Origin of the sequence: Mesorhizobium sp. ESP-6-2 (assembly GCF_020164675.1) — a bacterium.
Taxonomy (GTDB): Bacteria; Pseudomonadota; Alphaproteobacteria; order Rhizobiales; family Rhizobiaceae; genus Mesorhizobium.
In genome coordinates this window covers 550406-572311 of record NZ_JAIUGT010000003.1, presented here as the reverse complement: position 1 = coordinate 572311, position 21906 = coordinate 550406, and the positions used below count along the sequence as shown (strand labels likewise).

Sequence of the window (21906 nt, the reverse complement as noted above, 5' to 3'; positions counted from 1 at the left end):
CGCAGTGTCAGCCGTTCCGGTTAATTTAGCGTTTTCTACCCTACCGCTGCAGTAACCTTGCGCCGCGACCTCTCGATCGCGGAAAAACGCTTCAGGAAGGCATTCTGTGCCCAGGTTACCGAGCGCGGCGTGAAATCGAAGCGCTCGGCATTGAAGCCGCGCGGACGGCCGAAGAACTCGGTCGCCTCGGCGGTCGAAAAACCGGCGAGCAGCGTTGCCTCGAAATAGGCGGCGATCTGGTCCGCGCGCTTGATCTCCTTGCGCAGGCCTGCACCTGGTTCTGGCGGCAGCGAGAAGCGCAGATGAATGGCGCGCTGCAAGCGCAGTTCACAGTCCTTGTAGCTGCCGCCCATCACCGACTTGAACGGCGAAATCATGTCGCCGATGACATATTCGGGCGCATCGTGCAGCAGCGCCATAAGCCGGGCGTCCGCCGGCGCCTCGGGCATCAGGTCGCAAAACAGCGCTTCCACCAGCAGCGAATGCTGCGCGACCGAGAAGGCGTGCTCGCCGCGGGTCTGGCCGTTCCAGCGCGCGACGCGGGCGAGCCCATGGGCGATGTCCGATATCTCGATGTCGAGGGGCGAGGGGTCGAGCAAGTCCAGCCGGCGGCCGGACAGCATGCGCTGCCAGGCACGTGCCGGCGCACCGATGCGGTCGGCCGCCATCAGGCCTCCTCCGTGCCGACGGCTTCCTGGGGAAAGCTGAATTTGGCGAAAGGTGGAATGGCCACCGTAACCGGCACGTCTCCGGCCAGGATCGGCTGGCCGGCGTCGAGCGCTGTCTTGACCCTGTCGATACGGATGATGCCGAGGCCGATCGTGCCGGCATTCGAGCCGAGCGTCCCCACAGATCGCCCGTCGACGGTCAATTCGACGCCGGCATCAGGCAAGGCCCGTTCGGCCCTGACGATCAGCACCCGCCGCCTTGCCGTGCCGCGATGCTGCATGCGCGAGACGACCTCCTGGCCGACATAGCAGCCCTTCCTGAAACCGACGCCACCGGTCTCGTCGAGCAGCACGTCATGCGGGAAGGCGTCGCCGAGCTGGTAGTCGGTGCCGCTCTCGGCAATGCCATGCGCGATGCGCAAGGCCTGCCATGCGGCGCCGTCGTCAGTCTCTCGAGCGCTGCCATAGGAGCGGGTGACGCTTTCATCGCGAAAGCGCCGGTCGGCCAGCACGGTTGAATCCTTTTGTGAGGGAGCTGACTCATTTCCCCAGGCAATGGAGACAAACGTCTGTTCGGATTTGGCAATCTCGACCTTGGCGCGCAACTTGTACAGCATCAGCCGGCGTACGAAATCGTCAGCGACGTCAGCGCGGCATTCGAGGCGGAACGCGTTTTCGCCGGCCCGTGAGATCAGGAAGTCAAACAGGATCTTGCCCTGCGGCGTCAAAAGCGCGCCCGGTTTTGCCTCGCCGGCGCCGAGCGCGTCGAGATCGGTGGTCAGGATGTTCTGCAGGAAGTGTTCGGCATCAGGGCCGGAGATTGAGATGAGTGCGCGGTCTTTCAGCAGGGCAAAGGGCATGGGGCGGATAAAAGCCTGATCTTGCAAAACGGTTGGCCATTACGTAAGCCGCTGACACTCCCCCCGCAAGAGATCGATCAGCATGGCCAACACCTACGACCTCATCCTGACAGGCGGCATGGTCGTCAACCATGACGGCGAGGGGCAACGCGATGTCGGCGTGAAGAATGGGCGCATCGCCGCCATCGGCGATCTGCGCCAGGCCTCCGCCGGTGAGACGATCGACTGTCGGGGGCTGCACATCCTGCCAGGCGTCGTCGACAGCCAGGTGCATTTCCGCGAGCCGGGACTGGAGCACAAGGAGGACCTGGAGACCGGATCTCGGGCGGCGGTGCTCGGTGGCGTCACCGCCGTGTTCGAAATGCCCAACACCAATCCGTTGACCACCAGCGAAGAAATGCTTGCCGACAAGGTCCGGCGCGGCACCGGCCGTATGCACTGCGACTTCGCCTTCTGGGTCGGCGGCACGCGCGAGAACGCCAGGGATGTGGCCGAACTCGAGCGCCTGCCGGGCGCTGCCGGGATCAAGGTCTTCATGGGCTCGTCCACCGGCGACCTGCTGGTCGAGGACGATGAAGGCGTCGCCTCGATCCTCAGGAACACCCGCCGCCGCGCCGCCTTTCATTCGGAAGACGAGTTCCGGCTGCGCGAACGCCTTGGCGAGCGCATCGAGGGCGATCCTTCATCGCATCCGGTCTGGCGCGACGAGATCGCCGCCTTGCGCTGCACCGAGCGGCTGGTGCGCGTCACGCGGGCCGCCCGTGCCCGGATCCACGTCCTGCACATCTCCACGGCCGAGGAGATATTGTTCCTCGAACAGCACAAGGATGTCGCCACTTGCGAGGCGACACCGCACCATTTGACACTGTCGGCGCACGACTACAAACGGCTCGGTACACTGATCCAGATGAACCCGCCCGTCCGTGCCCCGCGCCATCGCGACGGCGTCTGGCACGGCATCGCGCAAGGCATTGTCGACGTACTCGGTTCCGACCATGCCCCGCACACATTGGCCGAAAAAGCAAAACCCTATCCGGCATCGCCCTCGGGCATGACCGGGGTGCAGACGCTGGTGCCGATCATGCTCGACCACGTCAACACCGGCAGGCTGACCTTGCAGCGCTTCGTCGATCTTTCAAGCCACGGCCCGCAGCGCATCTTCGGCATGGCCAGGAAAGGCCGTGTCGCCGCCGGCTATGATGCCGATTTCACAATTGTCGACATGAAGCGGCGCGAGACCATCACCAATGCACAAGCCGGCTCGAAGGCCGGCTGGACGCCTTATGACGGCAAGAAAGTCACCGGCTGGCCGGTCGGCACTGTCATTCGAGGTCAGCGCATCATGTGGGAGGGCGAGATCGTGACGCCGGGCCAGGGCAGGGCAGTGGAGTTCTCCGAGGCGTTGCCCGCATAGCCATTTCACATCGTTGGATTTCTTAGGCACGATCCACTGAATTGAGTGGGGTTATGCGCACAGATATCACGCCAATGATTGTCCCCGCTGAGTTTCCGGAGCTACACGCACTCGTCTGGAGCCGCGATGCAACGCGCCCGATTCCTGCAGAGGAAGCTTTCGCCATCTACGAGCGAAACTGGCGGTTTGTCGATCAAAAGCGCCTTACAACATCTGAAAGGCTGCTTATCCGGAACCTGGCGGAAAAATTCGGCCAGGGCATTCTTTTGGCCACTGGCTGAGGTTTCGTTTCCTTCCTGATTTCTCCGCAACTGGAATATTCACAAGAACATACGCGAGCGGAAATCATGAAGGAATTCAAGAAGCCCGAACACCGGATCATCGCTGTCGAAGCCGTCCGAGATTTCCAGATCGATCAGTATGGTTTGAGGACAATCGTAAGATTGCAGGGCCAACCGATCAAATTCGAAGTAAAGGGCGCATCCAACTTCAAGGTCATATCGACAATGATCTAAAGGTGCCTGTCCTCGTTGCAGCGGACATGTTTGCCGAGAAGCTGCTGGCCAATGCCGATCGGTGTCAGGATCGCGCGACCGCGTATCGCGATGCCATCGATCTTGGGATCTTGATTGGCATCTATGGAAGGATCCCGGCGCAGGCTCGCGTCAAGGCGCAGACCGCCTACGGCCCTGATATCCAGAACAAGGTTGCCTGGGTCGCAAACAAGCTTCAGGACCAGGACGAGCTACGCAACGCTGCCGAAGTCCTGCAAATGAATCCCGACATGGCCGCAAAGGCGATCTCGGCTCTTCGGGATGAAGCTATCCGCCTATGGCCCGATGCAGGCATTCGCCGAGACGATCCGCACGAATAGGCACTCGCCTGCCCGACGTTTCAGTCGCCTGCGACGAAGAACGTCCATTGCCCAGCGGGCGTGATGCCGACGCGGTAGAAGATGTAGGCGCCAAACTGCTTCATATCGTCGAAGTCGCTCGCGGTGACGATCTTGAACAACTCGACCCGTTGCCTGGCGTCGAGCTTGTCCAGGGGCAGGGCGAAGAAATACGGCCAGACATAGAGCTCTTGTGGTGTCCCGGCATCGACATGGACATAGCCGGCATTGAGCACCTCCTCCAGTATGGCAAGAATCTCCTGGCCATCCTGGTCGCCGGAGAGTCCCTTGAGGAAGGTAATGGCGTCGCCATCTATGTCGGTCAGCGACAGTTGGGTCATGCCGTCGCCCTTGCCGATCAAAGGCCTCAGTCTTTCGATGTCGCCGCTCGCGCAGGCTTCGATGATCAGGTCATGCATGCGCCGCACCGGTTCGGGCAGCTTGCCGAGATCGTAGACGACCTCCGGTGTGGGCGCGTCGGGATCGACGCGCGGCCTGTTGGTGGCACCGTCGCCGTTCGGCGGGGTGACCGGCTCGGCCTTGTCCGGGGCGGTTGGCTGGCTGGTCGAAGATGGCGTTCCGACCGGATCGGGTATCGGCACGGTGCTTCCCGGCGACGATACGTCGTCGTCTACCATCGGTTGGACCGGCGACGGGAATTCTTCGCGCTTGATCTCGCTCAGCGCATAAGCGGGGCTGCTTGTCAGACACGCAACCAAGGGAATCGCGGCACTGCACGCGGCGAAACAGATGCAAAGGACCAAGCCGCGCGGCTTGCCTGACATCGAAAAATCCACTGCCCGTTTCTCCCTGCTTCCGGGCATGATGCCCGAGCGGCATTTGCCGTCAAAGAACCGGACGTCGGTTCAGTGCCGCAGCCGTTCGGGTTCGAAGGCGCCAGCAATCACCTTTTCACGCATGCGGTCGAGCAGGGCAAGGGCCGATGTCTCGCCGTTGGCGCGCAGCATTTCGCCGAACGCGGTTTCAAGCGCCGCTTCGGCGATGATCTCGGGTTCTATGCCTGCCGAAAGACCTTCGGCCCAGGCCTCGCTGTGGCTCTCCACCGCGGTCAGGCGCTTTTCTTCTCTGACCAGCGCGTCGATGTCGTTGACACCATGTTCCATAAGCGATGTCCACCCTTGCAAGCAGCGATCCGTCGATGGATCAGGCTTGATCTGTTCCGTTTACACGCAGCCGCAAATAAGTCTTTGTAAATACGACATTTTTTTGATCGTTCTTTACAGGAGGCCGGTTGCGCTTGCGAAGCTGCATTCAATCCTGCTCAAACTTAGCCGATTAGGCGTGCCTGCGGGGTGAAAACCTTCAGTTTGAGTTAATTCCACATACGCGCGCTAACGTTTCATTAACGCTGTTGCACAAGCGCAACAAGGATTGCACCATGACAGTTCTCGACACAAGCTGGATATGCTCGTAGCCGCCGGCAATGGACCGGATATCTGTTGATGAAGGCCGGATGCGCTCTTGCGAGGGCGCTTTGGGCGACATGCGCTAGTTGCCGTAGCGCGAGGCGATGTCGCGCGACAGGGTCTCGCCTTCCTTCATGTAGCGGCCGATGGCTTCGGTCGCCGACGCGGTGCATTGCGTGTAGGTGCCGCCGAATGAGCGGTAGCCGCGATTGAAGCTGGCGATGAAGCGGGCGCGCCGTTCCGGATCCGGGTTTTCCGATTCGAGCAGCTTCTGCATCTCGCCGCGCCACTGGTCGCCCTTTTCGCCGCACAGATTGCGCAGGAAATGCAGCGATCCCAGAACTTCCGCTAGCCGCATCAGCCCCGGTTCGAAGGGTGCCTCGGCGCTGAACGCCGGCCGTGCCGCCACGGTGCTGACGGCGAGGCATGTCGCGAGAAGGAGAGGAAGGCAACGCATAAGTCAATCTGGCCAAACAATTTGCCGCCTGCAAGGCGATTGTGCCGGGCGAATTCCGGATTTCAGGGGCGCTCAGGGTTTTGCGACGGCCGTCCGAGCAGTTCCTCGGCGACCGCGAGCACCGAGCCGGCAAGCGGCAGATCAGCCATTTCGACCAGCGTGTAGAAGGCGGCGGTCTCGGCGTCGTCGCTGGCCACGGCCTCGCCGCCGGCATGGACCGCACCGAACACCGTCAGCTGGTAGTCGACCGGGTGGCCGTCGAGCGTGCCGTCGAGGAGGATTTCGCGCAGCCGCCGATAGTTTTCGGCCTGCAATTGCGTCTCCTCCAGCAGTTCGCGCCGTGCCGCCTGTTCCAGCGTCTCACCGGCTTCGACCTTGCCGCCCGGGAACGCATAGAGCCCTTGCGAGGGTTGTCGCGCCCGCTTGACCAGAAGCACGGCGTCGCCGCGCACAACGGCGACCGAGACCGCGGGAATGACTTTTCGCACTTCGTCCATGGATATCCGATCACCCCGATTTCGGCAGCCTGTTGTGGACCGGCCGACGCCAGACAGCTTTAACGGTTGCAGTGCTGCTGTTCCATCGCCACTTTCTAGGCCGGACATCAGGATCGATAGACATGTGCGGACGCTTTGCCTTGACCGCGACACCGGACCAGACAGCCGCTTTCCTCGGCCTGGCGGAAGTGGAGCAGTTTCCTGCGCGCTACAATATAGCGCCGACGCAGCCGGTGCTGATGGCGATCTCAGGCCCGCCGCGAACGCCGGGTTCCAACCTGCCGGACCGCTGGCCGATGCTGGTGCGCTGGGGCCTGATCCCCGCCTGGGTAAAGGATGTCAGCGAATTTCCGCTGCTGTTCAACGCACGCTCCGAAGGCGTAATCGAAAAGGCTTCGTTCAAAGCCGCCATGCGTCATCGCCGGGCGCTGGTGCCGGCATCAGGTTTTTACGAATGGCGGCAGGCGCGGCCCGGAGAGGTGGGCGGCAGGAAGGGGCAGCCTTACTGGATCAGGCCGCGGCATGGCGGGCTGGTCGCCTTTGCCGGGCTGGTTGAAACCTATGCCGAACCGGGCGGCTCGGAGTTGGACACCGGCGCCATTCTGACGGTCGAGGCTAATGCCGACATCGCGCATATCCATGACCGCATGCCCGTGGTGATCGCACCTGAAGACTTCACCCGCTGGCTCGATTGCCGCGGACTTGAGCCGCGCGACGTCGCCGACCTGTTGCGACCGGCGCAGCGCGACTTCTTCGAAGCGATTCCGGTCTCCGACCTCGTCAACAAGGTCGCCAACACCGGGCCGGAGATTCAGGAGAAGGGGGAGATCGGACCCGAGCCCGAGAAGGTCAAGCGCCCGAAACCCGGCGCGGACGACAGTCAGATGACGCTGTTTTAGCAGGAACTCTGTTCGAGGTGCGGTATGGCGCCTCGTTCGGGCCCTTGGGCCGATCGCGCACTGCTTCAGGCAGCGCGGGGCGATACGATTTTCTGCACCGGCTTTTTCTTTTTCGCGGTGTGGAGCAGGGCGGCGACGATCGCGGCCGGGCCGATTGCGCGATAATGGTTTGCCAGCGCTGGTTGCTTGGCGCGGTTGGCTTCCTGCTTGCTTCGAGGCATGTGTCTCTTCCCAGATAACGTTTCCGTGTCTGCGTTTGGCGGCCGAATCCGACCAAATCGTGACGCAGGTTGATCTAGCCGGCGTATGTTTCATGACTGTGCCGACATGTTTAATAAAATGTTTCAGTGGCTGATTCCGTGTGATCGGGCGACGCATTTGCCAGTTCTGGCGTCGTTTTTCTCGGGATAAGCGACTTGACGGCAACACTGGCCAAGGCGATAAAGCCGCCTATGAAAACGTCTTTCGCCATTTGTGGCATTTGCATTATTGGCTAGCTTCGCGCTGGTCCGGACGTTTTCGCCTCATCTTCCCCTAGATTGGACAAACGCCCCGGCCAGCAGGCTGGAGTCCGTTTTGCGCCTCGGCGCGGAACTGGCTTCATCCAGGCAAAAGTTCTGAACCGGAAAGGCATGGAATGTCTGACGCATCGAAGGGCCTGCGCCTCTACAACACGCTGACGCGCGCGAAGCAGGATTTCGTCCCGATCGACGCGCTGAACGTGCGCATGTATGTCTGCGGTCCGACCGTCTACGACTTCGCCCATATCGGCAATGCCAGGCCGGTAATCGTCTTCGACGTGCTGTTCCGGCTGCTGCGCCATCTCTATGGCGAGACGCACGTCACCTATGTGCGCAACATCACGGATGTCGACGACAAGATCAACGCACGCGCACTGCGCGATTTCGGCAGCGAGATATCAGCCGGCAGACTGTCGCTCAACGAGGCGATAAGGCGGGTGACGGAGAAGACCGCGGGCCAGTTCCACAAGGACGTCGCGACGCTCGGCTGCCTGGAGCCGACAGTCGAGCCGCGCGCCACCGAGTTCGTCGAGCCCCGCGCCGACGGCAAGGCAGACATGATCACCTTGATTCAAAGCCTGATCAAACGCGGCCATGCCTATGTTGCCGCAGGCGAAGTGCTGTTCGACACCGCTTCGATGCCCGACTACGGCCAGTTGTCGAAGCGAAATCTCGACGAGCAGCAGGCGGGTGCTCGCGTTGCCGTCGACGCGCACAAGAAGAATCCTGGCGACTTCGTGTTGTGGAAGCTGTCGTCCCCGGAGGAGCCGGGCTGGCAGAGCCCGTGGGGCAGGGGCCGGCCGGGCTGGCACATCGAATGCTCGGCGATGTCCGCCGCCTACCTGGGCGAGGTCTTCGATATCCATGGCGGCGGTCTCGACCTGATCTTCCCGCACCACGAAAACGAGATCGCCCAGTCACGCTGCGCGCACGGCACCGATGTGATGGCCAACATCTGGATGCACAACGGCTTCCTGCAGGTCGAAGGGCAGAAGATGTCGAAGAGCCTCGGCAATTTCTACTCGATCAACGAGTTGCTGGAGACCGAAACATTCGGCGGCCGCAAATGGCCCGGCGAGGTGCTCAGGCTGGCGATGCTGATGACGCACTATCGCGAACCGATCGACTTTTCCGTGCGCAAGCTCGAGGAAGCGGAGAACACGCTGCGCAAGTGGAAACGCGCGGCCGATCTGGCGCCGGCGGTCGGGCAATTGCCGGCCGAGGTCGTGCAGGCGTTGTCGGATGATCTCGCCACCTACGCCGCCTTCCAGGTTTTGACCCAGTTGGCCGGCGAGGCGGTCGACTTCAGCGGCAATCGCGAAAACGCCGCAGCGGCCTCGCTGAAGGGTGCCCTTGCCTTCCTGGGTTTCGATGTCGGGGCGGCCAAGCTCGACGAGGCCGCGGTCGCCAAGGCGATCGCCAGGCGCCTGGAATTGATCGCCGCCAGGAATTGGGCCGAGGCAGACCGCATCCGCGATGAACTGCTGGCGCAAGGCGTGCAACTGAAGGACGGGAAGGACCCGGTCACGGGCGCGCGCGTGACAACGTGGGAGGTGAAGCGGTGAGGGTGGCTGCTCACACAGCAGGAATCGAGAGGGCAGCGCGAGGCGCCCTCAGAGGGGGGCGCCTCGCCGTGACCCATCATCCTGTATCTCCCCTCAATCGTGGCAACGCGCGCAAGATGCGAAAAGCTATGACCGATGCGGAACTGAAGCTTTGGAATGAGATACGCGCACACCGCCTCATGGGGCTGGCGTTTCGACGCCAAATGCCCATTGCCGACCATATCGTCGACTTTGCTTGTCCGAGCAAAAAACTGATCATCGAAATTGACGGTTCCCAACACGCCAGGGCCGAAGCCTCGGAGGCGGATGCGGCGCGTACCGCCAAGCTGGAAGCACTCGGCTGGATCATCCTGCGCTTCTGGAACGATGACGTGATCCGCGATATCGACAATGTCTGTCAGCATATCGTGATTGCGGCCGGCCTGGCCATCGCAGATGTGCCGGAGGAAGCACGGGAGGAGTTCGTTCCATGATCGACCATCTCGGCATCGACGTTGCCGATTTCGACGCTTCGAAGGCTTTCTATGACAAGGCGATGGCGCCGCTTGGCGCCTCGCTGCTCTATATGGTGCCGCTGGAATATACCGGGGGCGCCAAGGTCGGTGGCTACGGCCGCGATCGGCCGGTGTTCTGGCTCCAGGAAGGCAAGGCGGGGCAAAAGGCCAGCCAGCACGTCGCCTTCACCGCGCGCAGCCGCGCCGAGGTCGATGCTTTCCATGCTGCCGCTCTTGCCGCCGGCGGCAAGGAAAATGGCGGGCCGGGCCTGCGCCCGCACTATCATGCGAACTACTATGGCGCCTTCGTCTTCGATCCAGACGGCAACAATGTCGAGGCCGTCTGCCATGATGCGGAGTGACCTGCCATGAGCCTCGATAACCGGCCGGTTTACACCGGCGGCTGCCAGTGCGGCGCCGTGCGCTTTCGCGTGGAGGGCGCACTCGGCGATGCCTCGGTCTGCCATTGCCGCATGTGCCAGAAGGCGAGCGGCAATTTCTACCTTCCGCTGGTCTCGGTGCGCGGCGCCAAGGTGGACTGGACGCGCGGCGAGCCCAAGCGCTTCCGCTCGTCGAACGCTGCCTGGCGTGGCTTCTGCGCCGAATGCGGAACGCCGCTGACTTTCGAGGCGCCGGACGGCATGGCGCTTGCGATTGCCGCCTTCGACGCTCCGGCTGATATCGCGCCGACCATCCAATGGGGCACCGAGGCAAAGCTGCCTTACGTCGATTCCATTCCAAAGTTGCCGGGCGAGGATACGATGGCGGACATGGGTTCGGCCCCCTATCTGGCAGAGCTTGTCTCCTACCAGCATCCCGACCACGACACCGAGCAATGGCCGCCGGAGAAAACATCATGAGCGAGACCATTCGAACCGGCGGCTGCCAGTGCGGCGCCGTTCGCTTCCGCATCAAGGGCAAGCTTGGACGCCCGTCCATCTGCCACTGCCGCATGTGCCAGAAACAGTTCGGTTCCTTTTTCGGCGCTCTGGTGACGGCGCCGAAGGACGGCGTCGAATGGACCCGTGAGGAGCCGAGCTATTTTCAGTCCTCGGTCAACATCGATCGCGGTTTCTGCGCCCGCTGCGGCACGCCGCTGACCTACCGCCAGCCCGGCGGCCTGGAGATCGCCATCGGCGCCTTCGACGATCGCTCCGACCTGGCGCCGCAGATCCAGGTCAATTACGCCGCGCGGCTGCCTTGGGTGGAGACGATCTTCGATCAGCCCGTCCACCAGGATCCAGACTATTACGCAAGGCAGGAGCAGATCATCTCCTTCCAGCATCCCGACCATGAAACGACGGACTGGCCGTCCAAAGGTTTGCAACTATGAGCTCTGAACTGCGCACGCTTTATCCCGAGATCGAAGCCTTCGAGAGCGGTATGCTCGACGTCGGCGACGGCCACCAGGTCTATTGGGAACGCTCCGGCACCAAAGGCGCCAAGCCGGCGGTGTTCCTGCATGGCGGGCCGGGCGGCACCATCTCGCCAAAGCATCGGCGGCTGTTCGATCCCGCTCTCTACGACGTCATCCTGTTCGACCAGCGCGGTTGCGGCAAGTCGACGCCGAATGCCTCGCTGGAGGCCAACACCACGTGGCACCTGGTCGCCGATATCGAGCGCCTGCGCGAAATGGCCGGCTTCGATAAATGGCTGGTCTTCGGCGGCTCCTGGGGTTCGACGCTGGCGCTCGCCTATGCCGAGACGCACCCGCAACGCGTCAGTGAGCTCGTTGTGCGCGGCATCTACACGCTGACTCGCCCCGAGCTCGAATGGTACTATCAGTTCGGCGTCTCCGAGATGTTTCCCGACAAGTGGGAACGCTTCCTGGCGCCGATCCCCGAGGCCGAGCGCGGCGACATGATGGCGGCCTATCGCAAGCGGCTGGTGGGCTCCGACCGAAACGCGCAGATCGAGGCGGCCCGCGCCTGGAGCCTGTGGGAGGGCGAGACGATCACGCTTTTGCCCGAGCCGGAGACCAGCGGACCGTTTGGTGAGGACGACTACGCTATCGCCTTCGCCCGCATAGAGAACCACTACTTCGTCCATGCCGGCTGGCTGGAGGAGGGGCAGTTGCTGCGCGATGCCTGGAAGTTGAAGGACATTCCCGGCACCATCGTCCACGGCCGCTATGACATGCCGTGCCCGGCACGCTACGCCTGGGCGCTGCACAAGGCCTGGCCGAAGGCGGACTTTCACCTGATCGAGGGCGCCGGCCATGCCTATTCCGAGCCGGGTATCTTGGACCGGCTGATCCGGGCCACGGATGGGTTTGCGGGGAAAAACTGATGTCGGCGCTCACCCCCCTCTGGCCTGCCGGCCATCTCCCCCTCAAGGGGGGAGATTGGCCATCACCCAGGGTTTCGCAAATTTTCAGCGCCGCAGGTGATGGCGGGACATTCGAACTGCCGATCTCCCCCCTTGAGGGGGAGATGTCCGGTAGGACAGAGGGGGGCGTTCAAGCGCCCACAGGACGATGAAAAAGCAACGCCTCTACCTCTTCGACACAACCCTTCGCGATGGTCAGCAGACGCCCGGCATCGACTTCTCGGTCGAGGACAAGATCGCTATCGCCAAGCTGCTCGACGAATTCGGCCTCGACTATGTCGAGGGCGGTTACCCCGGCGCCAACCCGACCGACACGGCCTTCTTTAGGGAAAAGCGCACCGCGCAGGCAAAGTTCGTCGCCTTCGGCATGACCAAGCGGGCGGGGGTGTCGGCTTCCAACGATCCTGGACTTGCCGCACTCGTCCAGTCGCGGTCGGACGCCATCTGCTTCGTCGCCAAGAGCTGGGACTATCATGTTCGTGTGGCGCTCGGCTGCACCAACGAGGAGAATCTGGAGTCCATCAAGGCTTCGGTAGAGGCCGCCATTGCCGCGGGGAAGGAGGCAATGGTCGATTGCGAGCATTTCTTCGACGGGTTCAAGGCCAATCCGGACTATGCGCTGGCGTGCGCCAGGACCGCTTATGATGCCGGCGCGCGCTGGGTGGTGCTGTGCGACACCAATGGCGGCACGCAGCCCTCGGAAGTACGCGCAGTCGTGGAAAGGGTCGTCGCCGCGGGCATTCCCGGTGACCATCTCGGCATCCATGCCCATGACGACACCGGCCAGGCGGTGGCGAATTCGCTGGCCGCGGTCGAAGCGGGCGTGCGCCAGATCCAGGGCACGCTGAACGGCATTGGCGAACGCTGCGGCAATGCCAATCTGATCTCCATCGTGCCGACGCTGGCGCTGAAGCCGGCCTTCGCCGATCGTTTCGAGACGGGGATTTCCGCCGAGGCGCTGACTGGCATTTCGCGCCTGTCGCGCGCCTTCGACGAACTCTTGAACCGCGCTCCGGAGGCGCAGGCGCCCTATGTCGGCGCTTCCGCCTTCGCCACCAAGGCCGGCATCCACGCTTCGGCGCTCGCCAAGGAACCTGCGACCTACGAGCATGTGCCGCCGGAAGCGGTTGGCAACCGCCGCCGCGTCATGGTCTCCGACCAGGGCGGCAAGGCCAATTTCCTGGCCGAGCTGAAGCGGCGCGGCATCGATGTGCCGAAGGACGATCACCGGCTCGACGCATTGATATCGGTGGTCAAGGAGCGCGAAGCCTCCGGCTACGCCTATGAGGGCGCCGACGCCTCCTTCGAGCTCCTGGCGCGCAAGATGCTGCACGGCTTGCCCGAGTTCTTCCACGTCACCTCGTTCCGTTGCATGATCGAACGCCGCTTCGATGCCAATGGCCAGTTGAAGACGGTGTCGGAAGCGGTGGTCAAGGTGCTGGTCGAGGGCGAGGAGAAGATGTCGGTGGCCGAGGGGCACGGCCCCGTCAATGCGCTCGACATCGCGCTGCGCAAGGATCTTGGCAAATACCAGGGCGAAATCGCCGATCTGGAACTCGCCGACTTCAAGGTGCGTATCCTCAATGGCGGCACCGAAGCGATCACTCGCGTCCTGATCGAATCGCATGATACGACCGGTGCCCGCTGGTGGACGGTTGGTGTTTCCGAAAACATCATCGACGCCTCGTTCCAGGCGTTGATGGATTCCATTATCTACAAGCTGATGAAGAACCGGGACATGGCGGGTCTGGTGGCGGCGGAGTAAGTTTGAACCATCAGCGAAAGTCCGTTGATCCATCAGAACTTTGCGATGGTCTTGCCAAGGTTACTGGGCCATAGCGTTGGGCCATGGCCGCTGAAGCAATTACCCAGGACGCAGTTTCAAAAGCCCGCCGCGGCTTCCTGCTGGCGCTGGGTGCCTATCTCTTGTGGGGGCTGCTGCCTTTCTACATGAAAGCGGTTGCGCATCTGCCGCTTGCCGAGGTGATCGCCCACCGCATCGTCTGGTCGGTGCCGATCGCCGCCGCGGTTCTGGTCTGGGCCGGCCGCACGGCGGATTTCAAGGCGGCAATCCGCTCGCCCCGCACCATCGCCATGGCGGCGCTGACGGCGGCGCTGATCTCGGTCAATTGGGGCGTCTACGTCTGGGCGATCGCCGTCGACCGCACTGTCGAGACCGCCCTTGGCTATTACATCAATCCCCTTGTCAGCGTCGTCGTCGGCGCCCTGCTGCTCGGCGAGCGGCTCGACCGGCTGCAGATCGCGGCCGTGGTGCTTGCGGCGATCGCGGTCGCCGTGCTGACGATCGAGGCTGGGAAGTTGCCATGGGTGTCGCTGGCGCTGGCCTTTTCCTTCGCCGCCTACGGCTTCTTCCGCAAGACGCTGCCGATCGGCCCGAGCCAGGGTTTTCTGCTTGAAGTGCTTCTGTTGTCGGTGCCGGCCTTGGGTTATATCGCTTGGCTGATCGCCACCGGCCAGGACCATTTCGTTTCCGGCAACGGCGTCGATACGGCGTTGCTGGCCGGTTGCGGGCCGGTGACTGCGGTGCCGCTGCTGCTGTTCGCATTCGGCGCCAGGCTTTTGCGTCTCTCCACCATAGGCATCATGCAATATATTGCGCCGACCATTGTGTTCCTGATCGCCGTGCTGATCTTCAAAGAGCCGTTCGACACCACCCAGGCTGTCGCCTTTGCCCTGATCTGGGCGGCGCTGGCCATGTATTCCTGGTCGATGCTGGCGACGGCGCGCCGGGCTACATCTGCCCGAGCCGCCTGACGAAGAGATAGGTCGCTCCGGCGATCAGCATCGAAACCGCGGTCACCACCCAGAAGCCTATCGGCGTGTTGACCAGCGGCAAGCCGCCGACATTCATGCCGAACAGGCCCGAGATGATCGTCATCGGCAACAGCACAGCGGTCATCACCGACAGCACATAGAGCAGCCGGTTCGACTGCGTCGTCAGCTTGGCCATCAGCTCGTCCTGCAACAGCCTGGCGCGCGCCTGCAACTGCTCGCCATCATAGTGCAGCGTCTGCGCGCCGTGCGAAAGCCGTGCTGCCATGTCGTTGATCGAATCGGGCAGGTCGTTGCGGTGCGAATGGTCGAGATGGCGAAACAGATTGGTCAGCGTCGCCATCTGCCGGTGGATCACCACCAGGTGCCGGCGCGCATCGACGAGCGCCTGCCGCTCATTGTGCCATGCGTCGCAGACGATGCGGTCCTCGATGCCGTCGAGACTGTCGCCAAGTGCAGCGAGTTCAACCGCCATGCCGTCGAACGACTGGCCCACGACCGCCTCGATCAGCTCGGCCGGCGAGCGGAACTTGCGCGAGCCGTTCTCGATCGCCTTGCGGATGTTGTCGACCGACTGCAAGGGTTTCTTGCGGGCGCCGACCAGCATGGTGTCGTTGAGGGCGAAACGGAAATGGCCGAGCCCGCCGGCTTCCGCCGAGTAGTCGTGGCGCAGGTCCGGCAGGTCGCCATAAAGCCAGTCATCCTCGAGGTCGATGTGGCAGCCATGGCTGGCGGACAGGAAGGCCTCGCGCACGGGCGCCGGCAGGGCCTGTTCGGCGGCGATCTCGTGGCGTGCGCGCATGTCGGAAAGCTGGTAGCTGCGCCACGTCCATTGCGCGCCGGCGGCATCCTTGGTGCGCAGGCCGTCGGCGGTGAAATGATAGATGAAGAACAGCCCATGCTCGTCTGGCAGGTAGGGCGACAGGTCGGTGCCTTCCGGGGCGAGAGCAGTATCCATGGTAGTGCCGGATGCATATTTCGAGCATGGCACCGCGTGGCGGCGCGTGATCGCAACATCTAGCACGGGCGGCGGGGTTTCGTGTGACGGTTCCTTGACAGCCGATCACACTCTCTCGAGCGGCCGCGTCAGTGCGGCCGCGCCTTTCGCCGCCACCGCATTGCGACTGCCACACTTAGCGCTTCGGACCGAACCCGGGATAGGGGTTCAGCGGCACGATTGCGGCAATGTCCATCATGCCGGCCTTGACCAGCGGCAAGCTGCCGAGATGACTGCGCACGTCGGCATCGCTGGCCGCCTCGAACATCATGCCGCTCCCGGGCAAGTCGCCACGGTTCCAGACCTGGCGAACCGCACCCTGGGCGTAGAGCGTGCGCCGCTGCTCGGCCTCGCCGGGTAGCAGCGGCGCGAAATCGGCGTCGGTGAACTTTTCGGTGTTGCGGGTGAGGAGGGCAAAGAACTGCATGTCGGTCTCCTGTTTGTCAGCGGTTGATGGCGGCAGGTATCGCGCTGGATGGCAGACTGTCCAAGACTGATTAGGCTAAAGTTGAGACATTTGGAGACTTGATGCCGCGGAGCAAAAAATGTTCGACTTGCGCCAGATCCGATATTTCGTCGCCGTCGCGGAAACCGGCAATGTGGGTCGCGCCGCCGAGCTGCTGCATATTTCGCAGTCGCCGCTGAGCCGGCAGATCATGCAGCTTGAACAGCAGCTTGGCGTGACCCTGTTCGAACGGGTAAAACAGCGCGTCCATCTCAATGCCGAGGGCCGCGCCTTTCTCGCCGAGGCCCGCGCGCTGCTGTCGAACGCGCGCCGGCTGGAGGAACTTGGTCGAAACCTTGCCAGCGGGTCTGTCGGGCGTCTTGCCATCGGCTATGTCGAAGGCGCCGTGCACGCCGGGCTTGTCGCCGCGATGCTGCGCCAGTTCCGCCGCGACCGGCCGGATTTTCATCTCCAGTTGAGAAGCCTGCGCTCGGCGGCGCAGATCGAGGCGCTGCGGCAGCGGTCGCTGGATCTGGGCCTGGTCTATTCGCCGCCCGCCGCGGACGATCCCGATGTCGCCAGCATGCCGCTGCGCCACGAGCCGCTGGCGCTGGCGATGCCCGAAGGCGATCCGCTCGCCGAAGTGGCCGATATCCAGCCGCACCATCTCGACGGCCGCGTCTGGATCACCGTCGTGCGCCAGCCCGACGACACCAATCGCGGCCAGTTCCTGGCCGCCTGCGCCAAGGCGGGTTTCCTGCCCGATATCGCCTATGAGACGGCGGACCCGTTGACCTCGCTCGGCCTTGTCAGCGCCGGCCTCGGTCTTGCCACCGTCCAGTTGAGCCTGCGCATCGCCGCGCCGCCCGGGATCCTGTTTCGGGACCTGCCATGGTTCGAGCGCAAGGTCTCGATCCATCTCGCCTGGCGGCGCCAAGATCGGCGGGCGGTAATCGCTGATCTGCGGCAGGCTGGGAGTAGGGCAGTAGGGCAGTAGGTGCTGTCTTCGCTTATTCCCCTACTCCCCTACTCCCCTACTCCCCTACATCTTGTCTATCACCGCCTGCACGCCCTCCGTCGGCGCATCGACCGAGGAGCCTGCCACCATGATGGCGGCCACGATTGCCTCGGGGTCATTGACGACCAGCGGCTTGACCCGCTGTGCGGTGTGAATGAAGCCTTCGGTTGCCATATGGTCGATAAGCGCCAGCATCGGATCCCAGAATCCGCCGACATTGCCGAAGACGATCGGCTTGCGGTGATGGCCAAGTTGCGCCCAGGTCATGACCTCGACGATCTCCTCGACTGTGCCGATGCCGCCCGGCAATGCCACAAAGGCGTCGGATTTCTCGAACATCTTATGTTTGCGCTCGTGCATGTTTTCGGTGATCACGAGCTCGTCGAGCCGGTCTAGCGCGGTTTCGGTTGCTTCCCTGTTGATCAGGAAGCGGGGAATGATACCGGTGACCTTGCCGCCGGCCTTGAGCGCGCCTTCAGCGACGGCGCCCATGATGCCTTTGGTGCCGCCGCCATAGATCAGCCTGAGGCCGGAGCGCGCAAGCGATCGCCCGAGCAGGTGACCAGCCTTGGCATAGGTTTCATCGCGGCCCGGAGACGAGCCGCAATAGACGCAGACGGATCGAATCGTATTCATGCCGATGATTGGTGATTGGGTCTGAAAGCGCGGTCAAGCCCTAAGCGCCGAGAAGTCCGGGCTTTTTCTTGTCGGTGATGGTAAAACAGGCTAGACCGGCGTTAGGTGGCTAAGGGGCAGGGAAGTAGATGGCGATCAATCCGTTGAAGGCGTTTCTGTTCGCGGCGGGTGGGACCGTCGCGGTTGCGGGAACCGCCTATGTGTCGGGCGCGCTCGACCCATATTTCAATCGCACGCCGCCGGCGGACGTCGCGGCGCAGGCTCCGCCTGTGGCGCCGAAGCCGGCCAATCCGGGCACGGAAGCGCGGCTGCCGCAGGCCGCGGTACCGGCCGCTCCCACCTCGGAGGCAACCGCGCCTGCCGTCGCGGGTCCGATCGCCCCGACCTTCGACGTGGTGCGCGTCGAAGGCGATGGTTCGATCGTCGTCGCCGGCAATGCCGCGCCCAATTCAAAAGTCGAGATCCTCAACGGTTCGACCGTGATCGGCTCGACGGTCGCCGGTCCGGATGGCGCCTTCGTCATCGTGCTCGATGATCCGCTGAAGCCCGGTGACTATACGATTGCCTTGCGCTCCACCGCCGGCGATGTCGTGACCGCTTCCGCCCAGACGGCCGTCGTCTCCATCCCCGCCAATGCGAGCGGCCAGGTGCTGGCCATGGTCGAGGAACCGGGCAAGCCGGCCGAACTGCTGACCGTACCCCAGCCGCAGACAACACCGGAAGCGCCTGCAGCCGCGGCTCCGGCGCCAGGCACGTCCGCCGCCATCGAAACAACGCCTGCTCCTGCGGCGCCGACAACGCCGCCCGCGCCCTCCGTGGCCGAACCCAAGATCGTCGTCGAAGCGGTCGAGATTGACGGCAGCAAGATCTTTGTCGCCGGCCTCGCCGACCCGGGCCGCAAGGTGCGCGCCTATGCCAACGATATCCTGCTTGGCGAAGCGCAGGCATCGCCGGATGGCCATTTCCTGGTTGAGGCGAGGCGGGACGTGCCGGTCGGCAGTTACACCATCCGTGTCGATGGGCTCGATGCCGACGGGGTGAAGGTGGTGGCCCGCGCCGCCGTGCCGTTCGAGCGCGAACCGGGCGAGGCGGTCGCCGCCGTCGCGCCTGCCGAATCCAAGGCGGCCGATGTAAAGCCTGCCGAACCGTCGGCTGCCGCTGAAGCGCCCGCCGCTGTCGCGCCCAACCCGGCGGAACCGGCTCCGGCCGATGCAGCGGCCACGCCGCCTTCCGATGTGGCCGAGACCGTTTCACCTAAGCTCGAACATGCCAACGGCGCCGTAATCATCCGCCGTCACGACACGCTGTGGCGGATTTCGCGGCGCGTTTACGGTTATGGCATGCGCTACTCGACCATCTATCTCGCCAACCAGGACCAGATCCGCAATCCCGACCGCATCTGGCCGGGACAGGTGTTCAAGGTCCCGCCTCGGTCGAAGGAAGGTGAGGCCGCCGACCTCAAGGCGATGGGTGACCAGATGACGACGCATTCGGCGAAGACGGAGTAGGCAAGCGTCCGCGGGGCGGCTGCAAGCCGCTCCGCAGCCGATCCTTCGCAACCTCCGCCTGCAATCTCCCCATCCGGCCAGCTTGCCTCGTCACCGTTCATCGTCTATCGCCGATGAACGATGACCGAATCCCTGCCTGAACCGGACCGCGCGACGAGCGCGCCAACATCTTGCACCACCGACAGCCACTCCATCGCTGCCCGCCTCGCCGCGCTCTCGCACCCTGCGCGCATCGAGATCCTGAAACGCCTGTCCGCCAGCGGTTTCTGCTGCTGTCGCGACGTCGTCGACCATCTCGATCTCGCCCAGTCGACCGTCTCGCAGCATCTGAAGATCCTGGTCGAGGCGGGGCTGGTGCGCTTCGCGCCTGACCGCCAGCGCTCGCGCTACGAGGTCGACCACGCCGCGCTTGCCGGCGTGTCGGCTTCGCTGAGCGCGCTCGTCGTTTCCTGCTCGACCAGCCGCTGACCCTCTCACCCAAAAGGCAAGAAAAGTGGCCGAAAAAACCGTCTCCGCCGATTCCCCGACCTTCAAGACGCTGCTTAACCTCTGGCCCTATATGTGGCCGGCGGACCGTGCCGATCTGCGGGCGCGGGTCACCTGGGCGACAATTCTGCTGGTGGTTGCCAAACTGACATTGGTCGCGGGACCCTATTTTTTCAAATGGGCGACCGACGCCTTGGCCGGCGACGGCAAATCGACGCCGCCGCTGCCCGCCTTCCTGCTCGCCCCGGTCATGTTGGTTGTCGCCTACAATGTCGTGCGGCTCGTGCAACTCGGCTTCAACCAGTTGCGCGACGCGCTGTTTGCCCGCGTCGGCCAGTACGCGGTGCGCCAGCTTGCCTTCCGCACCTTCGTCCACATGCACCAGTTGTCCCTGCGCTTCCATCTCGAGCGGCGCACCGGCGGCCTGTCGCGCATCATCGAGCGCGGCACCAAGGGCATCGAGACGATCGTGCGCTTCATCATGCTCAACACGGCGCCGACCATCCTCGAATTCGCGCTGACCACGGGCATCTTCGCCTACACCTATGGCTGGAAATACGTAGCCGTGGTGGCGGTCACCGTCTGGCTCTATGTCTGGTTCACGGTTCGCGCCAGCGACTGGCGCATTTCGATCCGCCGCGACATGAACGACAGCGACACCGACGCCAACACCAAGGCGATCGACTCTCTGCTCAACTTCGAGACGGTTAAATATTTCAACAACGAGGCCATGGAGGCGGAGCGCTTCGACCGCTCCATGGCGCGTTACGAGATGTCGGCGACGAGGATCTGGACCTCGCTCGGCTGGCTGAATTTCGGCCAGGGCGTCATCTACGGGCTGGGCACGGTCATCGTCATGTGCATGTCCGCGCTCGAAGTGCAGCGCGGTACGCAGTCTGTCGGTGATTTCGTCTTCATCAACGCCATGCTGATGCAACTCTCGGTGCCGCTCAATTTCATCGGTTTCATCTACCGCGAGATTCGCCAGGGCCTCACCGATATCGAGCAGATGTTCGACTTGCTCGACGTGCCGCAGGAGATCGTCGACAAGCCCGGTGCCAGGCCCCTTGCGATCGAAGCCGGCAAGGTCGAATTCCGCGACGTGCATTTCTCCTATGATCCGAACCGCAAGATCCTGAAAGGCATCAGCTTCGAGGTGCCGGCCGGCAAGACGGTCGCCATCGTCGGTCCTTCGGGCGCGGGCAAGTCGACCATCTCGCGGCTGCTGTTCCGCTTCTACGACATCCAGTCGGGCCAGGTACTGATCGACGGCCAGGATGTCAGGGAGGTGACGCAGGAGAGCCTGCGTGCGGCGATCGGCATGGTGCCTCAGGACACCGTGCTGTTCAACGACACCATCGCCTACAACATTCGCTACGGCCGCATCGGCGCCAGCGAGGAGGAGGTGCGCAAGGCGGCCGAACTCGCCCAGATCGGCCCCTTTATCGAACGGCTGCCCGAAGGCTACCGCTCGATGGTCGGCGAGCGCGGTCTGAAGCTTTCCGGCGGCGAGAAGCAGCGCGTGGCGATTGCCCGCACCATCCTCAAGGCGCCGCCGATCCTGATGCTCGACGAGGCGACCTCGGCGCTGGACAGCCATACCGAACAGGAGATCCAGGCCGCGCTCGACCTGGTCAGCCGGGGCCGCACCACGATCGTCATCGCCCACCGGCTGTCCACGGTGATCACGGCCGACGAAATCATCGTGCTCAAGGACGGCCAGATCGCCGAACGCGGCACCCATGCCGATCTGATGCGCAAGCACGGGCTTTACGCCTCGATGTGGGACCGCCAGCGCGAGGCGACCGAAGCCGAGGAGCGTCTGCGCATCGCTCGCGAAAGCGACGAACTGGGCATAGTGGTGCGCAGGCGCACGTCGGAGCTGTCTTAGCGGCCGCTTTCCTTCTCCTCGTGGAAGAAGGTGGATCGGCGCATAGCGCCGAGACGCTTGAAGGGTACTGGCGCCGTATTTGCCAAGCTGGAACACCCTTCCCCATTGTC

Annotated in this window: 26 protein-coding genes; 16 read left to right on the top strand and 10 right to left on the bottom strand. The window is 63.4% G+C overall.

Annotated elements, in window-relative coordinates; translation table 11 throughout:
* Positions 1-35: 35 nt before the first annotated feature.
* Both LB532_RS12380 and LB532_RS12375 read right to left on the bottom strand, forming a co-directional pair.
* A complete protein-coding gene (locus tag LB532_RS12380; protein WP_140637537.1) occupies positions 36-668 on the bottom strand; it encodes an HD family hydrolase in 633 nt (210 codons plus the stop codon).
* Positions 668-1528, bottom strand: a complete 861-nt coding sequence (locus LB532_RS12375; RefSeq protein WP_140637538.1) for a YgfZ/GcvT domain-containing protein — start codon at positions 1526-1528, stop codon at positions 668-670. Before LB532_RS12375 ends, LB532_RS12380 begins: the two co-directional genes overlap by 1 nt.
* An 82-nt stretch (positions 1529-1610) precedes the next feature.
* Between LB532_RS12375 and LB532_RS12370 the strand changes: the two genes are divergently transcribed.
* From LB532_RS12370 to LB532_RS12360, 3 genes are all read left to right on the top strand, one after another.
* Positions 1611-2942 (top strand): dihydroorotase, encoded by a 1332-nt coding sequence (locus LB532_RS12370; RefSeq protein ID WP_140637539.1) that lies wholly within the window; start codon positions 1611-1613, stop codon positions 2940-2942.
* A 53-nt stretch (positions 2943-2995) separates the two neighbouring features.
* Positions 2996-3223: a hypothetical protein gene (locus tag LB532_RS12365; protein ID WP_140637540.1), complete on the top strand. Its 228-nt coding sequence runs from the start codon at positions 2996-2998 to the stop codon at positions 3221-3223.
* Between the two features lie 236 nt (positions 3224-3459).
* Positions 3460-3816 carry a nucleotidyl transferase AbiEii/AbiGii toxin family protein gene (locus LB532_RS12360; RefSeq protein WP_348641682.1) on the top strand — a complete coding sequence of 119 codons (357 nt, stop codon included), beginning with the start codon at positions 3460-3462 and terminating at the stop codon, positions 3814-3816.
* Positions 3817-3836: 20 nt separating this feature from the next.
* Here the strand turns inward: LB532_RS12360 and LB532_RS12355 are convergent, their stop codons facing one another.
* The 4 genes from LB532_RS12355 to LB532_RS12340 all read right to left on the bottom strand — a co-directional run bounded on the left by LB532_RS12355 (position 3837) and on the right by LB532_RS12340 (position 6215).
* Entirely contained in the window at positions 3837-4631 is a 795-nt protein-coding gene (locus LB532_RS12355) for a hypothetical protein (protein ID WP_181169225.1), read from the bottom strand.
* Between the two features lie 69 nt (positions 4632-4700).
* Positions 4701-4958 (bottom strand): hypothetical protein, encoded by a 258-nt coding sequence (locus tag LB532_RS12350; RefSeq protein WP_008874920.1) that lies wholly within the window; start codon positions 4956-4958, stop codon positions 4701-4703.
* 385 nt (positions 4959-5343) lie between these two features.
* A complete protein-coding gene (locus tag LB532_RS12345) occupies positions 5344-5718 on the bottom strand; it encodes a TIGR02301 family protein (protein ID WP_140637542.1) in 375 nt (124 codons plus the stop codon).
* 62 nt (positions 5719-5780) lie between these two features.
* Positions 5781-6215, bottom strand: a complete 435-nt coding sequence (locus LB532_RS12340) for an NUDIX hydrolase (protein WP_140637543.1) — start codon at positions 6213-6215, stop codon at positions 5781-5783.
* Positions 6216-6337: 122 nt separating this feature from the next.
* Here LB532_RS12340 and LB532_RS12335 point away from each other — a divergent pair, with 122 nt between their 5' ends.
* Entirely contained in the window at positions 6338-7114 is a 777-nt protein-coding gene (locus LB532_RS12335; RefSeq protein ID WP_140637544.1) for an SOS response-associated peptidase, read from the top strand.
* A gap of 65 nt (positions 7115-7179) precedes the next feature.
* Here LB532_RS12335 and LB532_RS12330 read toward each other — a convergent pair whose 3' ends face one another.
* The gene (locus tag LB532_RS12330) at positions 7180-7335 is read right to left on the bottom strand and encodes a hypothetical protein (RefSeq protein WP_140494544.1); all 156 of its coding nucleotides are present in this window, start codon (positions 7333-7335) and stop codon (positions 7180-7182) included.
* A gap of 416 nt (positions 7336-7751) precedes the next feature.
* On the opposite strand from LB532_RS12330, the gene cysS reads away from it, so the two are divergent.
* From cysS to rarD, 8 genes are all read left to right on the top strand, one after another.
* Positions 7752-9200, top strand: a complete 1449-nt coding sequence (gene cysS / locus LB532_RS12325; RefSeq protein WP_140637545.1) for a cysteine--tRNA ligase — start codon at positions 7752-7754, stop codon at positions 9198-9200.
* A gap of 68 nt (positions 9201-9268) precedes the next feature.
* The gene (locus LB532_RS12320) at positions 9269-9673 is read left to right on the top strand and encodes an endonuclease domain-containing protein (protein ID WP_281407096.1); all 405 of its coding nucleotides are present in this window, start codon (positions 9269-9271) and stop codon (positions 9671-9673) included.
* A complete protein-coding gene (locus tag LB532_RS12315) occupies positions 9670-10056 on the top strand; it encodes a VOC family protein (protein ID WP_140637546.1) in 387 nt (128 codons plus the stop codon). Before LB532_RS12320 ends, LB532_RS12315 begins: the two co-directional genes overlap by 4 nt.
* 6 nt (positions 10057-10062) lie before the next feature.
* Positions 10063-10554, top strand: coding sequence for a GFA family protein (locus tag LB532_RS12310; RefSeq protein WP_140637547.1), 492 nt, complete (start codon positions 10063-10065; stop codon positions 10552-10554).
* A complete protein-coding gene (locus LB532_RS12305) occupies positions 10551-11027 on the top strand; it encodes a GFA family protein (RefSeq protein ID WP_140637548.1) in 477 nt (158 codons plus the stop codon). The genes LB532_RS12310 and LB532_RS12305 overlap by 4 nt, the downstream gene beginning before the upstream one ends.
* Entirely contained in the window at positions 11024-11983 is a 960-nt protein-coding gene (gene pip / locus LB532_RS12300) for a prolyl aminopeptidase (RefSeq protein ID WP_140637549.1), read from the top strand. Before LB532_RS12305 ends, pip begins: the two co-directional genes overlap by 4 nt.
* Before the next feature lie 187 nt (positions 11984-12170).
* The gene (gene cimA / locus LB532_RS12295) at positions 12171-13787 is read left to right on the top strand and encodes a citramalate synthase (protein WP_224556809.1); all 1617 of its coding nucleotides are present in this window, start codon (positions 12171-12173) and stop codon (positions 13785-13787) included.
* 83 nt (positions 13788-13870) lie between these two features.
* A complete protein-coding gene (gene rarD / locus LB532_RS12290) occupies positions 13871-14797 on the top strand; it encodes an EamA family transporter RarD (protein WP_140637553.1) in 927 nt (308 codons plus the stop codon).
* On the opposite strand, the gene LB532_RS12285 is transcribed toward rarD, so the two are convergent.
* A complete protein-coding gene (locus LB532_RS12285; protein ID WP_140637554.1) occupies positions 14775-15773 on the bottom strand; it encodes a transporter in 999 nt (332 codons plus the stop codon). The two genes, rarD and LB532_RS12285, sit on opposite strands and share 23 nt — an antisense overlap.
* A 175-nt stretch (positions 15774-15948) precedes the next feature.
* Positions 15949-16239: a muconolactone Delta-isomerase family protein gene (locus LB532_RS12280; protein WP_140637556.1), complete on the bottom strand. Its 291-nt coding sequence runs from the start codon at positions 16237-16239 to the stop codon at positions 15949-15951.
* A gap of 118 nt (positions 16240-16357) precedes the next feature.
* Between LB532_RS12280 and LB532_RS12275 the strand changes: the two genes are divergently transcribed.
* On the top strand, positions 16358-17254 hold the full coding sequence (locus LB532_RS12275; protein WP_140637558.1) for a LysR substrate-binding domain-containing protein: 897 nt from the start codon (positions 16358-16360) through the stop codon (positions 17252-17254).
* Between the two features lie 45 nt (positions 17255-17299).
* Here the strand turns inward: LB532_RS12275 and LB532_RS12270 are convergent, their stop codons facing one another.
* A complete protein-coding gene (locus LB532_RS12270) occupies positions 17300-17911 on the bottom strand; it encodes a TIGR00730 family Rossman fold protein (protein ID WP_140637560.1) in 612 nt (203 codons plus the stop codon).
* Positions 17912-18039: 128 nt separating this feature from the next.
* On the opposite strand from LB532_RS12270, the gene LB532_RS12265 reads away from it, so the two are divergent.
* From LB532_RS12265 to LB532_RS12255, 3 genes are all read left to right on the top strand, one after another.
* The gene (locus LB532_RS12265; protein ID WP_140637562.1) at positions 18040-19419 is read left to right on the top strand and encodes a LysM peptidoglycan-binding domain-containing protein; all 1380 of its coding nucleotides are present in this window, start codon (positions 18040-18042) and stop codon (positions 19417-19419) included.
* Positions 19420-19539: 120 nt separating this feature from the next.
* Entirely contained in the window at positions 19540-19887 is a 348-nt protein-coding gene (locus tag LB532_RS12260) for an ArsR/SmtB family transcription factor (RefSeq protein WP_140637564.1), read from the top strand.
* 25 nt (positions 19888-19912) lie between these two features.
* On the top strand, positions 19913-21796 hold the full coding sequence (locus tag LB532_RS12255) for an ABCB family ABC transporter ATP-binding protein/permease (protein WP_140637565.1): 1884 nt from the start codon (positions 19913-19915) through the stop codon (positions 21794-21796).
* Positions 21797-21906: the final 110 nt, after the last annotated feature.

Coding starts and splice junctions, on each gene's coding strand:
- LB532_RS12380 (WP_140637537.1), bottom strand. CDS start 668: ATGGCGGCCGACCGCATCGGTGCGCCGGCACGTGCCTGGCAGCGCATG.
- LB532_RS12365 (WP_140637540.1), top strand. CDS start 2,996: ATGCGCACAGATATCACGCCAATGATTGTCCCCGCTGAGTTTCCGGAG.
- LB532_RS12275 (WP_140637558.1), top strand. CDS start 16,358: ATGTTCGACTTGCGCCAGATCCGATATTTCGTCGCCGTCGCGGAAACC.
- LB532_RS12280 (WP_140637556.1), bottom strand. CDS start 16,239: ATGCAGTTCTTTGCCCTCCTCACCCGCAACACCGAAAAGTTCACCGAC.
- LB532_RS12285 (WP_140637554.1), bottom strand. CDS start 15,773: ATGGATACTGCTCTCGCCCCGGAAGGCACCGACCTGTCGCCCTACCTG.
- LB532_RS12265 (WP_140637562.1), top strand. CDS start 18,040: ATGGCGATCAATCCGTTGAAGGCGTTTCTGTTCGCGGCGGGTGGGACC.
- LB532_RS12310 (WP_140637547.1), top strand. CDS start 10,063: ATGAGCCTCGATAACCGGCCGGTTTACACCGGCGGCTGCCAGTGCGGC.
- cysS (WP_140637545.1), top strand. CDS start 7,752: ATGTCTGACGCATCGAAGGGCCTGCGCCTCTACAACACGCTGACGCGC.
- LB532_RS12270 (WP_140637560.1), bottom strand. CDS start 17,911: ATGAATACGATTCGATCCGTCTGCGTCTATTGCGGCTCGTCTCCGGGC.
- LB532_RS12305 (WP_140637548.1), top strand. CDS start 10,551: ATGAGCGAGACCATTCGAACCGGCGGCTGCCAGTGCGGCGCCGTTCGC.
- LB532_RS12335 (WP_140637544.1), top strand. CDS start 6,338: ATGTGCGGACGCTTTGCCTTGACCGCGACACCGGACCAGACAGCCGCT.
- pip (WP_140637549.1), top strand. CDS start 11,024: ATGAGCTCTGAACTGCGCACGCTTTATCCCGAGATCGAAGCCTTCGAG.
- rarD (WP_140637553.1), top strand. CDS start 13,871: ATGGCCGCTGAAGCAATTACCCAGGACGCAGTTTCAAAAGCCCGCCGC.
- LB532_RS12345 (WP_140637542.1), bottom strand. CDS start 5,718: ATGCGTTGCCTTCCTCTCCTTCTCGCGACATGCCTCGCCGTCAGCACC.
- cimA (WP_224556809.1), top strand. CDS start 12,171: ATGAAAAAGCAACGCCTCTACCTCTTCGACACAACCCTTCGCGATGGT.
- LB532_RS12375 (WP_140637538.1), bottom strand. CDS start 1,528: ATGCCCTTTGCCCTGCTGAAAGACCGCGCACTCATCTCAATCTCCGGC.
- LB532_RS12350 (WP_008874920.1), bottom strand. CDS start 4,958: ATGGAACATGGTGTCAACGACATCGACGCGCTGGTCAGAGAAGAAAAG.
- LB532_RS12330 (WP_140494544.1), bottom strand. CDS start 7,335: ATGCCTCGAAGCAAGCAGGAAGCCAACCGCGCCAAGCAACCAGCGCTG.
- LB532_RS12315 (WP_140637546.1), top strand. CDS start 9,670: ATGATCGACCATCTCGGCATCGACGTTGCCGATTTCGACGCTTCGAAG.
- LB532_RS12260 (WP_140637564.1), top strand. CDS start 19,540: ATGACCGAATCCCTGCCTGAACCGGACCGCGCGACGAGCGCGCCAACA.
- LB532_RS12340 (WP_140637543.1), bottom strand. CDS start 6,215: ATGGACGAAGTGCGAAAAGTCATTCCCGCGGTCTCGGTCGCCGTTGTG.
- LB532_RS12370 (WP_140637539.1), top strand. CDS start 1,611: ATGGCCAACACCTACGACCTCATCCTGACAGGCGGCATGGTCGTCAAC.